Origin of the sequence: Vibrio wakamikoensis (assembly GCF_050337275.1) — a bacterium.
Lineage (GTDB): Bacteria > Pseudomonadota > Gammaproteobacteria > Enterobacterales > Vibrionaceae > Vibrio > Vibrio chaetopteri.
This window is the reverse complement of sequence record NZ_JAKJST010000030.1, coordinates 15056-28486: the sequence shown is the minus strand read 5'-3', so window position 1 is coordinate 28486 and position 13431 is coordinate 15056. Positions and strand designations below refer to the sequence as shown.

Sequence of the window (13431 nt, the reverse complement as noted above, 5' to 3'; positions counted from 1 at the left end):
ACGTAAAGAATACGCTATGCAAACCATCAGGGACTTTATTACCTGGATAAACGAAAGCCAGAGCCTCGTCACGGGACATTCGAGCGTGGCTGGGGGTTTCCCTAAGGTATCCCCTCAATCAAACTCTCAGGACGATTCTGAGTACCAAGGCAACCCTAGGCTTGGGTTTCTTTATCAGGAGCTGTGCCGACGTTTATTTGAGCAAAGTAACAGCCACAGCGTCTTTGCTGAAGAGATACAACTGCAGCAAGATGGTCGTACCTTGGGTGCTATCGACTTTCTTATTAAAAAACCAGACCAGCAACAACTCGAGCACTGGGAGGTAGCGATTAAGTTCTATTTGCTAAAAGATGGGCTTTGGTATGGACCGAATGCAAAGGATAGACTAGACAAAAAATTGAGCCGCATGCTCGAGCATCAACTAAAGATGTCTGATACCCCTGCGTTCAAAGCTCAGTTCCCTAATATTGCCAGCCCTTCTCAACACCTATTGATGCAAGGGCGGTTGTATATCAACCCGTTTGACCCAGAAAAGACGCCAACTCGCTGCTTAGAACTTGATATCAATCCACAGCGCGTTACTGGCCATTGGTGCTACCAATCTCAATTTCATCTTATCGATGAACCGATATACCGATTAGAAAAACCGCTTTGGGCAACAGGAAATCCGCGACGCGCAGAGTACGATTCAGTGTCGGCGCTACCCAAGCACTTTATCCATTGCCAAGCCAAAAGCGGCCAATTCTGGTTTGTCGTCCCTGATGACTGGCCGCAAAGCAGTATGTAACCGAACGCTGGCGGTTACTGAGCCAAAACGAACTCCGCCAGCATTGGATTATGATCTGATGCATCACTCTCTGGCGTGCTCATCGTCTCCAACGTCATGCCTCGATAAAATATATGGTCGAGAGGGAGTCCGGTGACAAAACGTTTTCGATGATCCGGAGTAAATTTGACCTCTTGGATCTGATAGTCTTTGAGTGCTTGTTTAAGTACTGCCATTCGCGACTCGCTCCAGCTGTTAAAGTCGCCAGCAATGAGCAGTGGCCCTGAGTGAGACTCAAGAACTTGCTTAAATGACTCGAGCTGCTGCTTGTACTCTTGTGTGCCAATGGTAAAGTTCACTGAATGAAGGTTCAGCGCAATCAGGGTCTGCCCATTAGAGAGCGCATATTCCGCGTAGAGACCCGATTTAGGCAGTTGTAACCATGGCTCAACCTGAAGGTTTGCACACGCGACCTTTGGCATGGTTCGACTCAAATTCAGAACACCACTTGAAACATCAAAAGCTTTGAAGGCGCTGACTTGGTTACTGCCCCAATCAGAACGCTGAAGCCAATCGAGGAACTGATCATCCAGGCTTGCCTCTTGAAGTAGTACCAACTGCCTGTCTTGAGAGCGCTCTGTTAGCTCGGAGAGAAGGTTCTCCCTGTTTTGTTTGTAAACATTCCAAACCAATACATTGAGTCGTCCCTCATCATCGAGCGCCTGAGGCGTTGGATTGTGATAACACTTTAATTCAGTATCAACCTGATTGCCGCGAACAGTTGTGATCTCGGGAGTGTCAGACACAGTAAACACGACCTGAAAGCCGCCTACCGCCATAAAAACTGCGGCTAATACGCCAACTAAAATCCACTTCAACTTCATCGCTCACCCCAAAAGTAAAAAAGGAGTAGTTGCCTACTCCTTTTAATGTTAGTGCTACTCGCGGTTTAGATCGCGTCTTCGTCTTCTTCGCCGGTACGAATACGAACAACACGCTCGATGTCAGTGATAAAAATCTTGCCATCACCAATTTTACCCGTTTGTGCCGTTTCAATAATGGTTTCTACGCATTGATCCGCAACATCGCTAGCCACCACGATTTCTAGCTTCACTTTTGGCAAGAAATCAACCATGTATTCTGCACCGCGATACAACTCAGTGTGGCCTTTTTGACGACCAAAACCTTTCACTTCAGAAACCGTCATCCCTGTGATGCCAACTTCTGCCAATGCTTCACGCACATCATCAAGCTTGAATGGTTTGATAATCGCTTCAATCTTTTTCATGTTCTTCCCTTACATCACTTTTGTTAACGACATTATCTGGTAGGTCGCGATAACAATCAACGAAAACAAAAAGCTCGAAGGCCAGCTTCGAGCTTTTTATCAAAGTTATTTGCAACACGTTGTTTTGTTACGCTTACATCATGCTAGAACCATCTAGGTGTCATTCAGAACACTCTATTTAAGGCTTGCGTAGTATGCCGCTAGGTTAGCAATGTCTTCGTCGCTAAGCATTGATGCCTGTGCTTGCATTACTGCCGCTAGGCCACCGTTACGCTGCTTGCTTTTGTATGCATTAATAGAGGTAACCAAATACTGCTCGTTTTGACCTTTAAGGTTTGGATACCCAGGGATCACTGCGATGCCATCTGCGCCATGACACGCGGCACACACTGCTGCTTTTGCTTTACCCGCTGCAACATCGCCTGCGACTGCTGCACCGCTCATCAAACCCGCTGCTACCAATGCGCTAATCATCAACTTTTTCATTGCTTTTCCTTGTGATACGTCCATATTTGCTCGGAACCAGCCCACACTACTCTGGTTTGTACCGCTTCCTAGCGTTTATTATAGTTACGATTGTGACATGAAAAAGGGTCACTTGTCCCATACGAGTTCACAATCTGAGCCGTAAAAGTCCTTGTCTACAAATAAGTTAGCCACGGCAACCACTTTGTCACCCATCATCAGAATAGGTGTTCGGCGGCGTTGCCAACTTGGGATTTGATACTCTTGAAATAGCTTCTTGAGCTTACGTGACCCCGCTCTGCCATGAGGATGCGCAGACAAACCTTCTGGTTCAAACATGACCACCATCGGCTCTGTCAGAGCTGCGCGGTTCAGCGTCATCAAGCTGTTTTTTTCACTACTGTTACCTAACGTTAGCTCGCCTAACCTATCGGGCAATAGCACGGGAGTTTCAATCGTTAGTGACTTGCTCCACTGAGTGACATCTTCCTGTGGTGCTACCCAGTAAAGGTGGGATTTGAATCGGCGAATGCTACCTGAGGCCAGAACCAAATTTGGATTTGCATCGGGTTTAGCCAAGGCGACATCATTCCAAAGCTGCTGCAATTGAATCTCGCTTGGCAGCGCTGACGTTTGCGCTTCAAGCCACATGCGCAGTAGTTGATCTCGTTTCAGTGGAGAGCTGCGACTTAAGGTATCTATCTCAACCCCTTGAAACGAATTTAAACAAGCCTCTAGCTCGGGCTTAAGTAACTCCGCCAAAAGCTGCTCTTGCTTCGCACACAATCGAGCACTGCGACGAACCGCTTTGTTAAAGCTAGGCCAGCGCTTATTAATGACAGGCACCACTTTGTGGCGCAAGAAATTGCGGTCAAAGCGGGTATCTTGGTTACTGTCATCTTCAAGCCAAGTTAACTGCTGAGTATGTGCAAAATGCTCGATGTCGCTTCGGGACACATCAAGAAGTGGCCTCAAAAGCTTCCCTGACGCAAAAGGGGCTGACAGAGCCATTGAGGATAGCCCCTTGGGCCCGCTACCTCGCTTAAGAGCCAGAAGAAAAGTTTCAGTTTGATCGTCAAGGTGCTGGCCGGTCAGTAAAACATCGTCCGTATTAACGTGGGATGCTAGGACTTGGTAACGAGCATCACGTGCCAATTGCTCAATGCTGTCGCCGCTCTCTAGGTCAAGAGATACATACTCTGCGACGAAGGGGATTTGCTCTGCTTTAGCCCATAATTCACACTGTTCTAGCCATTGATCCGCGTACTGGCTCAAACCATGATGAACATGCACAGCAAGCAACTCTAGATCAGGATGCTGAGCGCGATAAAGCGCCGCTAGATGCAGCAAAACGCGGGAATCCACCCCGCCACTGAATCCGATAACAACACGACCGCCATCTGGCAGGTGGCACCGCAGGGTATCAATAAAGTGCTGCGCTAATGACATAGACAATTTCCCAAAAGACAAAAAATAAGGCGAGCATCATGCTCGCCTTATTATATAAACCAAATCGGCTTAGCAGTAGCCGTAACTCATCAAACGTTGATAACGACGCTCTAGTAAGTTGTCTTCTTCAAGCTGCTCTAGCTCTTCTAGCTGACGAAGTAGCGTTGCCTTCATGTTCGCTGCCATTTGAATCGTATCACGATGCGCGCCGCCAAGTGGCTCTTCAATGATTTCATCGATAAGCTCTAGCTCTTTAAGACGCGGAGCAATCAAGCCCATCGCTTCTGCAGCTTGTGGGGCTTTGTCTGAATCGCGCCATAGAATAGAGGCACAGCCTTCAGGTGAAATTACTGAGTAGGTAGAATATTGAAGCATGTTCACGTAATCACCCACACCAATAGCCAATGCGCCACCAGAGCCGCCTTCACCAACAACGTTACAAATAACCGGCACTTTCAGGCCTGCCATCACTTTCAGGTTCATCGCAATCGCTTCAGATTGACCGCGCTCTTCTGCGCCAACACCTGGGTAGGCACCCGCAGTGTCGATAAAGGTGATAATTGGCATGTTAAAACGCTCAGCCATACGCATCAAACGCAGTGCTTTACGGTAGCCTTCTGGTTTAGGCATACCGAAGTTACGCTTAACTTTCTCTTTAGTCTCACGGCCTTTTTGATGACCAATGATCATCACAGGACGGCCTTCAAGACGAGCCATACCGCCAACAATCGCTTTGTCGTCAGCAAATGCACGGTCACCCGCCAGCTCATCAAACTCAGTAAATACGTGCTCTACATAGTCCAACGTATACGGGCGTTGTGGGTGGCGAGCAAGCTGCGCAACCTGCCATGCACCAAGGTCACTAAAGATTTTCTTTTTAAGCTCTAAGCTTTTCTTCTCTAGTTGTTCAATTTCTTTATCTAAGTCAATTGCACTGTCACCACCATGACGAGACACGTCACGCAGGGCTTCAATTTTTGCTTCTAGTTCGGCAATTGGCTTTTCAAATTCAAGAAAGTTCAAGCTCATCTATGAATCCTTTTCGATTCCGCTCAGGCACCGATGTGTGCCCAAGCTCAATTAGTTAAATTCGAGTTCTACCTGGTCTTTACCAAGTAACTGCTGTAATTCTTCCAGTAACGCATCGTTGGGCGTTACTCGCCACTGTGTTCCTAACGTGAGCTTCGCTCTTGCATCTGCACGTTGGTAGTAAATATTAACAGGTACTGTGCCATCTTTGTGAGGCGTTAATATTTCTGTGAAGCGTTGGTAAAAACGCTCATCGATCTGTTGCTCTAGCAACGAAATGGACAACCCTCGAGTAAATTTCTCTCGAGCGCTACCAAGATCTAAAACTTCGCGGGCGGACATTTTAAGCCCACCATTGAAGTCATCAAAGCTGACCTGTCCAGAAACGACCACTATTTTATCTTTTTCTAACAATTCAGCATATTTATCTAGTGCATCTGAGAACAACATCACTTCCATACGACCACTGCGATCATCGAGTGTCATGATACCGATACGCGTACCGCGCTTTGTGGTCATGACACGAGCGGCAATGACAAGGCCAGCCACGGTCAATGACTGATCACGACGTGTCGGAGTGGCATCCTTTAATCGACAACTGGTGTATTTAGTAAGTTCCTTCAGATAGGCGTTTATTGGGTGCCCGGTCAAATAAAGCCCCAAGGTTTCGCGCTCACCTTCAAGCCATACCTTCTCTGGCCACGCTGGTACTTGGGTGTACTTGTGTTCCACTTCCTCAGGCGCATCCGTCAATACGCCGAACATATCACCTTGTCCAAACGCTTCAGCTTGGTGATGTTGACTCGCCGCCTTCACTGCGTCATTAAGCGACGCCATTAACGCCGCTCGATGAGGTCCGAGCTTATCTAGTGCACCAGCCATGATCAACTTCTCAATGACGCGCTTATTGACCTTTTTCAGGTCGATTCGGGCACAGAAATCGAACAGGTCGCGGAAGTAACCATCTTTGTTTCTTGCTTCAATGATGGCATCAATTGGGCCTTCACCCACCCCTTTGATTGCGCCGATACCATAAACAATGGCACCTTCATCGTTAACATTAAATCGGAATAAACCGGCGTTAATATCTGGCGGTAACACCTTGAGTTTCATGCGGAAACATTCATCGACAAGGCCGACGACTTTCTCGGTGTTATCCATATCTGCGGTCATAACCGCCGCCATAAACTCTGCTGGGTAGTGTTTCTTTAGCCACAGTGTTTGGTACGACACCAATGCATAAGCGGCTGAGTGCGATTTGTTAAAGCCATAACCTGCGAACTTTTCTACCAAGTCGAAGATCTTCATCGCCAATTCGCCATCGACGCCATTGTTAATGGCACCTTCTTCGAATACAGCACGCTGCTTGGCCATCTCTTCTGGCTTTTTCTTACCCATCGCACGACGCAGCATGTCTGCACCACCTAGCGTATAACCCGCTAGGATCTGGGCGATTTGCATGACCTGCTCTTGGTAAAGAATGATGCCATAAGTTGGCTCTAGCGTTTCTTTCAGTGTTTCGTGTTGCCACGTCTCATCTGGATAGGAAACCGCTTCTCGCCCGTGCTTACGGTCGATAAAGTTATCTACCATGCCGGATTGCAATGGTCCAGGACGGAACAGTGCTACCAATGCGATGATATCTTCAAAACAGTCTGGCTGAAGACGTTTGATAAGCTCTTTCATACCACGTGATTCCAACTGGAATACCGCCGTGGTTTCTGAATTTTGCAGTAGCTGGAATGACGGCTGATCATCAAGAGGAATCGATTCGATACGAACCGGCTCTTTGCCCTCTTTTTCCAGACGTGGGTTAATCAGCCCTAACGCCCAGTCGATAATGGTTAGGGTTCTTAGACCTAAGAAGTCGAATTTAACTAGGCCGGCCGTTTCTACGTCGTTTTTATCAAACTGCGTGACAGGGAAATGACCTTCAGAGTCCGCATAGATCGGCGCAAAATCGGTGATAGTAGTTGGCGATATAACAACACCACCAGCGTGTTTACCGGCGTTACGAGTACAACCTTCAAGGATGCGACACATGTCGATGAGGTCGCGAACCTCTTCATCAGCGTCATACAATTGAGGCAGCGCAGGCTCGACGTCAAACGCTTTTTGCAGCGTCATGCCCGGGTCAGCAGGGATCAGTTTGGAAATACGATCCACAAAGCCAAACGGATGCCCAAGTACACGACCTACGTCTCGAATTACCGCTTTCGCCGCCATGGTACCAAAGGTAATGATCTGCGATACCGCGTCTCGGCCATACATTTCTGCCACGTGATCAATCACTTGGTCACGTTTATCCATACAGAAGTCGACATCGAAGTCGGGCATGGAGACACGTTCAGGGTTCAGAAAGCGCTCGAAAAGCAAGTCGTATTCAAGAGGATCAAGGTCAGTGATTTTAAGCGCGTATGCCACCAGCGAACCCGCACCCGAACCACGCCCAGGACCTACAGGTATTTCATTGTCTTTTGACCACTGGATGAACTCCATTACGATCAAGAAGTAGCCAGGGAAGCCCATCTGGTTGATAACATCGAGTTCAATCTGTAATCGCTCGTCGTACTCAGGTCTGCGCTCAAGTCGTACTTGCTCATCAGGGAATAGGAACTCCAAACGCTCTTCTAGGCCTTCTCTCGACTTCATCACCAGGAAGTCGGTCTCTTTCATACCTTCTGTTGGGAAAGCAGGTAGGAAGTACTCACCTAGTCTGACAGTCACGTTACAGCGCTTAGCGATTTCCACTGAGTTTTGCAACGCTTCTGGAATATCGGCAAATAGCTGGCACATTTCCTCTTCACTGCGCAGGTATTGCTGTTCACTGTAACGCTTAGGACGTCTAGGATCATCGAGCGTATAGCCATCATGAATGGCCACGCGGATCTCATGGGCATCGAACAGCTCTTTATCAACGAACACCACTTCGTTGGTCGCTACGACTGGAAGTTCTAACTCTTCCGCCAAGTCGACGGCAAAATGCAGATAGCTCTCTTCATCGGCACGTCCGGTGCGAATAAGCTCAAGGTAAAAGCGGTCAGGAAAATGCGTTTGATAAAAAGCCGCACACTGTTTGGCTAAGCTTTGATTACCTTTGAGTAATGCTCTGCCCACCTCACCGTCTTTTGCGCCTGAAAGGATGATCAGGCCTTCCGACAGCTCAGCTAGCCAAGCCTTATCAATAACAGGTTGATGTTGAACATGACCCCTAAGATATGCCTTGGAGATCAGTAACGTTAGGTTGTTGTAACCTGTGTTGTCAGAAGCAAGCACTGTGAGGCGAGTTAGCTCTTCGCCAAACTCATCCGATTGCACCGAAAAGTCAGCCCCAATCAGCGGCTTAATGCCTGCTGAGTGAGCATTGCCATAGAACTTTACTAGGCCACATAGGTTGGTGAAATCGGTCAATGCCATCGCTGGCATGCCCAACTCAGCCACCTTCTTCACAAGTGGTGGTACCTTAGACAGGCCGTCCACCATTGAGAAGTCACTGTGAACACGTAAGTGTATAAACTTGGGGTCTGACATAATGAATCCTAAATCGTCATGACATCCTAACGGCTACACAGAGCCATTAGTGCTTAATTTGTTTTACTCTTAAATACCTAGTCTTCAATACCTAGGGCGCGCTTTACTGGTTTGAAGCTTTTACGATGCTGGGCAATGACGCCGTGCTGCTCAATGGCCTCAAAATGCGCTTTAGTTGGATAGCCTTTGTGCTTAGCGAACCCAAACTCAGGGTGCTGAGCATCAAGTTCGTCCATTTCTTGATCGCGAACCACTTTAGCAATAATGGAAGCGGCACTAATCTCAGCAACACGAAGGTCACCTTTGACCACGGCTTGTGCATCCATTGGAAGCTCTGGCGTTCGGTTTCCGTCAATCAACACCATATCAGGCTGAACCTTAAGCCCTGCAACCGCGCGCTGCATCGCCACCATGGTCGCTTGTAGGATATTGAGCTCATCAATTTCTTCAGGAGAACAACGCCCTACCGCCCACGCGAGCGCCTTTTCTTTAATTTCAGGATACAGCGCGAGGCGTTTTTTCTCAGACAGTTTTTTCGAGTCGTTAAGGCCTTCAATCGGATTATTCGGTTCTAGGATAACCGCTGCAGTGACGACGTCTCCAACCAATGGTCCGCGACCCACTTCATCCACACCTGCAATAGCGGTATAGCCTTGCGGGTATTCAAAAGAAGGCAGTTCTATAGGCGTTTTTTTCTTGGTCATAATCTATCTATCAATTTTAGTACGGCGTCTGCGGCCTGTTTATCGGCACCTTTACGGATCCAATGATGCATTTCGGTGAACTTTTCAATCATATCGTGATTTTCACCATTGAGCAGGCGCGTCAGCTCGGCATGTAAGTTTTCTGGGGTACACGCATCTAAGAGGAACTCTTTGACTATCTCATCATCGGCCAAAATATTTGGCAACGAAACGTATTTCGTCTTCACCAAACGCTTTGCCAAAAATGCCGTGATAGCATTCATCTTGTACCCGACAACCATAGGCCTTTTAAGTAGCATACATTCTAACGCTACAGTGCCTGAGGCCAAAAGCACGGCATCGGATGCTGTGATCACGTTGCGTGCTGTATCTTGCACAATATGAAAGTCTAGCTCTGGCGCATAATGCTGCCATGCTTCGATAAACTGCTGCTTGCGCTTATCATTCACAGCTGCGACCACAAACCCTAAACTCGGGTCGTCGTTATTGAGCTTCTTACATGTTTCAATAAATGGCTGGGAGAGCATCTTCAGCTCGTTACCACGACTGCCTGGCAGTACCGCAAGCCATTTCTTATCTTGATCTAGCCCTAACAACTGCTGCGCAGCGGCTTTGTCTGACTCCAAGGGGATCGCATCAGCGAGCGTATGTCCTACAAACTCGCACGGCACATTGAATTTGTCGTAGAAGGCTTTTTCGAATGGTAGAAACGCCAGTACCAAATTGGTCGCTTCAGCGATGCCATGAATACGTTTTTGACGCCAAGCCCACACGGAAGGGCTCACGTAATGGACGGTTTTGGTGCCCGCTTTTTTTAGGTCTAGCTCAAGCCTTAAGTTGAAATCCGGCGCATCAATGCCGACAAACACATCCACAGGATTTTCGGTAAAGTATTTCACCAACTCAGCTTTGACGTGCAGCAAGCGCCTCAGTCGACCCAATACTTCAACCAGCCCCATAACGGCGAGCTCTTCCATATCGAACAGAGACTGACAACCCTCGGCAATCATCTTTGGACCACCAACGCCAACAAACTCAGCATCAGGGTAGCGCACTTTGAGCGCCTTGATGAAGCCCTCACCAAGCGTATCCCCCGAGAGTTCGCCAGCGACAATGCCGATGCGTAATGGTCGTTCCATTGGTGTTCCCTACTTGCTTAAATTTATGGTTTTCTTAAAACAGAAAAAGACCGCCAGTCAGACTGGCGATCTTTTCAGCTTAGTCGTGCGCGGATCTAGCGAATAATGCCACGCTCAGAGGCTTCCAAGATCTCAACAAAGCGACCCACAGAGCTCCATTCTTGCGCCATTTCTTCAAGTACTGGCTTCACTTCTGCAAGTGTCTTTCCTGAACGATAGATCTCTTTGTACGCTTTTTGTAGCGCACGCAGCTCTGGCTTCTCAAAACCGTTACGCTTAAGGCCTACTAGGTTAAGACCAAATGGCGTGGCGTGGTTACCCTGAGCCAGTACGTAAGGAGGTACGTCTTGAACAACCGCAGAGCAGCCGCCCACATAAGCGTAAGCGCCAACCGTACAGAACGGGTGAATCGCAGACAAGGCCATGACTCCAGCGTAATCACCCACAGTCACGTGGCCGCCAAGGATGGCGTTGTTACCAATGTGAGTGTGATTACCAACAATCACATCATGGGCAATGTGAGCATTCACACACAACAGGTTGTCATTACCAACCACGGTCTGTGTTTTGTCTTGAGTGGTCCCGCGATGGATTTGTACACTCTCACGAATGACGTTGCGATCACCGACGATAACTCGCGTATCTTCACCGCCATACTTTTTATCTTGGTTCTCTTCGCCAATAATCGCTTGAGGGAATACACGATTATCATTACCAATCGTTGTGTGACCTTTGATCACAACATGCGACATGATTTCGTTGTTTTCACCAATGGTGACGTCACCCGAAATGTAGGTAAATGGCCCTACAGTGGTATTAGCACCGATAGTGACGTTACCTTCAATAACGGCACTAGGGTGAATAGTGGCAGACTCATGAATCATATTAAAACTCTCTACGAGCACATTTCAGTTCAGCTGAACAAACGATTTCACCGTCAACTTTTGCTACACCGTTGAAGGCAGCAATACCGCGACGCTCTTTTACAAATTCAACTTCAATAACAAGCTGATCACCTGGTACAACAGGCTTACGGAATTTCGCCTTATCAACACTTGCGAAGTAGTACAGTTCATTATCCTTCGGTGCACCAAACGATTTAAATGCCAATAGGCCTGTCGCTTGTGCCATTGCTTCTAGGATCAATACGCCTGGGAATACTGGCAACTGTGGGAAATGACCCGTAAATTGCGGCTCATTCACAGAAACGTTCTTGATAGCGGTCAGATACTTTTCTTCTTGATAATCGGTCACACGGTCGATAAGCAGAAACGGGTAGCGATGTGGCAGTAGTTCCTGGATCTCAGTGATGTTCATAGTTTTAGTATCGGTGCTCAAAGTAAAAATCCTATATCAATTCTTTGCTAATCTAGAGGCATTATATACCCAAATGCCTCGCAGTGTCAGTCAGGGAGCAAAGCTCAACCTGAACTAAGTTCACGCACATAAAAAGACTCGCCTTAAGCGAGCCTTTTTCATTGAGCTGAGTAAGAGAATTAATCCTCTTGCTGCTCGAGCAGTTTTTCCACCGCTTTTAGGCGCTTGTTCATCTCATCGATGCGATGAACGCGAGTCGCAGTCTTTCGCCACTCTTTGTTAGTCTGAAGAGGAATACCGGACGAATAGATGCCCTTTTCTGGCAAGCTGCGCATAACCATGCCCATACCCGTGACGATAACACCATCGGCGATCTCAATGTGACCATTAACCACACTTGCTCCGCCGATTTGGCAATATTTGCCAATCTTAGTACTACCAGCAACAATAGTACCACCCGCCATCGCTGTGCCATATCCGATGTGCACATTATGGGCAATCTGTATCTGGTTATCGATGATCACGTTATCTTCGATAATAGTGTCATCCAGAGCGCCGCGGTCAATCGTAGTACAAGCACCGATTTCAACGCGATTACCGATTCTCACCGTGCCAAGCTGAGGGATCTTAATCCACTCACCTTTTTCGTTGGCATAACCAAAACCATCAGAGCCAATAACGGTACTTGATTGCACTAGGCAATCCGACCCCATCACGACATCATGATAGATGGCAACGTTAGCCCAAAGCTTGGTATTGGCACCAAGTTTTGCACCTTTACCAATGAAACAACCTGCACCGATAACCACATTGTCACCAAGCTCTGCACCCGCTTCTACAACAGCATTCGCGCCAATAGCAACGTTGTTACCCAAGACGGCGTCTGGGGACACTACAGCGCTAGCTGCAATGCCTTCAGAAGCTGGGCTTGGCGTACTATCAAGCGCTTGAGCGACTTTTGCGTAAGCAACATACGGGTCTGCAACAACAAGAGCATTGGTTTTGCAATGTTCTAGTTCTGAAGCTTTTACCATAATCGCCGATGCGCGGCATTCGCCAAGATGCTTTGCGTACTTAACGTTGGTTAAAAACGTAATTTCGCCTTCGCAGGCTCGATCCATAGGGGCAACGGTGTGGATCTGAACATCCCCTTCACCATGTAATTCACCACCTGTGATTTCAGCAAGCTGTGCTAACGTCAATGCTGTCATGTTATTCCTACTAGCTAACTAATTACTTAAGAGAGTCGATAACTTTGCTTGAGATATTAAACTCTTCTTTCGCGTAGCCTACCGCTTGAATGTCGATGATCATGTCGTAGCCTTCTTTCTCTGCGACTTTTTCAACAGCTTCTTGGATAGTTTTGAATAGCTTTTGCTTTTCTTCAGCTTCGCGACGTTGGCTATCTTTCTCTAGAGCTTGGCCTTTGATCTTGTACTTGCTATCAAGCTGACCAATTTCGATACGCAGTTTTTCTACTTCTTCAGAACCTAGAAGCTCACCATCACGCTGTAGCTTTTCCATTTTCTTGGTAGCTTCCGCTTGGATTGCTTGTAGCTCAGCCGCTTTGTCTTTGAACTCGTTTTGTAGCTTTTGAAGCGTTGCTTCACGTTGTGGAAGCGCTTGGAAAACTTGTAGCGTGTTCACGTAGCCAATTTTCTGAGCCGCTTCTGCTGCTGTAGCAAACATTGAAGAGGTAAGGATAACTAGGCCAAGACCAGCCGCTTTCATCATATTTTTCAA

The 13431-nt window shown here is 47.6% G+C and carries 13 protein-coding genes; 1 reads left to right on the top strand and 12 read right to left on the bottom strand.

The genetic code is table 11. The annotated features are described in order from the left end of the window. The first annotated feature begins 16 nt into the window (after positions 1-16). Positions 17-787 (top strand): DUF1853 family protein, encoded by a 771-nt coding sequence (locus tag L4C42_RS17850; protein WP_418641697.1) that lies wholly within the window; start codon positions 17-19, stop codon positions 785-787. A 14-nt stretch (positions 788-801) separates the two neighbouring features. On the opposite strand, the gene L4C42_RS17845 is transcribed toward L4C42_RS17850, so the two are convergent. From L4C42_RS17845 to L4C42_RS17790, 12 genes are all read right to left on the bottom strand, one after another. Continuing rightward, positions 802-1650 carry an endonuclease/exonuclease/phosphatase family protein gene (locus tag L4C42_RS17845; protein WP_353498017.1) on the bottom strand — a complete coding sequence of 283 codons (849 nt, stop codon included), beginning with the start codon at positions 1648-1650 and terminating at the stop codon, positions 802-804. A 65-nt stretch (positions 1651-1715) separates the two neighbouring features. Beyond that, the gene (gene glnB / locus L4C42_RS17840; protein ID WP_042500895.1) at positions 1716-2054 is read right to left on the bottom strand and encodes a nitrogen regulatory protein P-II; all 339 of its coding nucleotides are present in this window, start codon (positions 2052-2054) and stop codon (positions 1716-1718) included. Between the two features lie 174 nt (positions 2055-2228). After that, the gene (locus tag L4C42_RS17835) at positions 2229-2540 is read right to left on the bottom strand and encodes a c-type cytochrome (protein WP_353498016.1); all 312 of its coding nucleotides are present in this window, start codon (positions 2538-2540) and stop codon (positions 2229-2231) included. Positions 2541-2648: 108 nt separating this feature from the next. Beyond that, on the bottom strand, positions 2649-3968 hold the full coding sequence (tilS, locus tag L4C42_RS17830; RefSeq protein ID WP_353498015.1) for a tRNA lysidine(34) synthetase TilS: 1320 nt from the start codon (positions 3966-3968) through the stop codon (positions 2649-2651). Positions 3969-4037: 69 nt separating this feature from the next. Next, positions 4038-4997 carry an acetyl-CoA carboxylase carboxyl transferase subunit alpha gene (accA, locus tag L4C42_RS17825; protein ID WP_353498014.1) on the bottom strand — a complete coding sequence of 320 codons (960 nt, stop codon included), beginning with the start codon at positions 4995-4997 and terminating at the stop codon, positions 4038-4040. Between the two features lie 51 nt (positions 4998-5048). Then, positions 5049-8528, bottom strand: coding sequence for a DNA polymerase III subunit alpha (dnaE, locus tag L4C42_RS17820; protein ID WP_418641698.1), 3480 nt, complete (start codon positions 8526-8528; stop codon positions 5049-5051). Between the two features lie 77 nt (positions 8529-8605). Further along, the gene (gene rnhB, locus L4C42_RS17815; RefSeq protein WP_353498012.1) at positions 8606-9232 is read right to left on the bottom strand and encodes a ribonuclease HII; all 627 of its coding nucleotides are present in this window, start codon (positions 9230-9232) and stop codon (positions 8606-8608) included. Further along, positions 9229-10371 carry a lipid-A-disaccharide synthase gene (gene lpxB, locus L4C42_RS17810; protein WP_353498011.1) on the bottom strand — a complete coding sequence of 381 codons (1143 nt, stop codon included), beginning with the start codon at positions 10369-10371 and terminating at the stop codon, positions 9229-9231. Before lpxB ends, rnhB begins: the two co-directional genes overlap by 4 nt. 95 nt (positions 10372-10466) lie before the next feature. Continuing rightward, complete coding sequence (gene lpxA / locus L4C42_RS17805; RefSeq protein ID WP_353498010.1) at positions 10467-11255, bottom strand: acyl-ACP--UDP-N-acetylglucosamine O-acyltransferase; 789 nt, start codon at positions 11253-11255, stop codon at positions 10467-10469. A 1-nt stretch (position 11256) separates the two neighbouring features. Next, positions 11257-11688, bottom strand: a complete 432-nt coding sequence (gene fabZ, locus L4C42_RS17800; RefSeq protein WP_418642295.1) for a 3-hydroxyacyl-ACP dehydratase FabZ — start codon at positions 11686-11688, stop codon at positions 11257-11259. Between the two features lie 179 nt (positions 11689-11867). Beyond that, the gene (gene lpxD, locus L4C42_RS17795) at positions 11868-12899 is read right to left on the bottom strand and encodes a UDP-3-O-(3-hydroxymyristoyl)glucosamine N-acyltransferase (RefSeq protein ID WP_353498009.1); all 1032 of its coding nucleotides are present in this window, start codon (positions 12897-12899) and stop codon (positions 11868-11870) included. Between the two features lie 22 nt (positions 12900-12921). Further along, the gene (locus L4C42_RS17790) at positions 12922-13422 is read right to left on the bottom strand and encodes an OmpH family outer membrane protein (protein ID WP_042500989.1); all 501 of its coding nucleotides are present in this window, start codon (positions 13420-13422) and stop codon (positions 12922-12924) included. Positions 13423-13431: the final 9 nt, after the last annotated feature.

Bases quoted from the DNA above. Each gene is read 5' to 3' on its own strand.
- L4C42_RS17850 (WP_418641697.1), top strand. From the start codon at position 17: ATGCAAACCATCAGGGACTTTATTACCTGGATAAACGAAAGCCAGAGC.
- L4C42_RS17845 (WP_353498017.1), bottom strand. From the start codon at position 1,650: ATGAAGTTGAAGTGGATTTTAGTTGGCGTATTAGCCGCAGTTTTTATG.
- glnB (WP_042500895.1), bottom strand. From the start codon at position 2,054: ATGAAAAAGATTGAAGCGATTATCAAACCATTCAAGCTTGATGATGTG.
- L4C42_RS17835 (WP_353498016.1), bottom strand. From the start codon at position 2,540: ATGAAAAAGTTGATGATTAGCGCATTGGTAGCAGCGGGTTTGATGAGC.
- tilS (WP_353498015.1), bottom strand. From the start codon at position 3,968: ATGTCATTAGCGCAGCACTTTATTGATACCCTGCGGTGCCACCTGCCA.
- accA (WP_353498014.1), bottom strand. From the start codon at position 4,997: ATGAGCTTGAACTTTCTTGAATTTGAAAAGCCAATTGCCGAACTAGAA.
- dnaE (WP_418641698.1), bottom strand. From the start codon at position 8,528: ATGTCAGACCCCAAGTTTATACACTTACGTGTTCACAGTGACTTCTCA.
- rnhB (WP_353498012.1), bottom strand. From the start codon at position 9,232: ATGACCAAGAAAAAAACGCCTATAGAACTGCCTTCTTTTGAATACCCG.
- lpxB (WP_353498011.1), bottom strand. From the start codon at position 10,371: ATGGAACGACCATTACGCATCGGCATTGTCGCTGGCGAACTCTCGGGG.
- lpxA (WP_353498010.1), bottom strand. From the start codon at position 11,255: ATGATTCATGAGTCTGCCACTATTCACCCTAGTGCCGTTATTGAAGGT.
- fabZ (WP_418642295.1), bottom strand. From the start codon at position 11,688: ATGAACATCACTGAGATCCAGGAACTACTGCCACATCGCTACCCGTTT.
- lpxD (WP_353498009.1), bottom strand. From the start codon at position 12,899: ATGACAGCATTGACGTTAGCACAGCTTGCTGAAATCACAGGTGGTGAA.
- L4C42_RS17790 (WP_042500989.1), bottom strand. From the start codon at position 13,422: ATGATGAAAGCGGCTGGTCTTGGCCTAGTTATCCTTACCTCTTCAATG.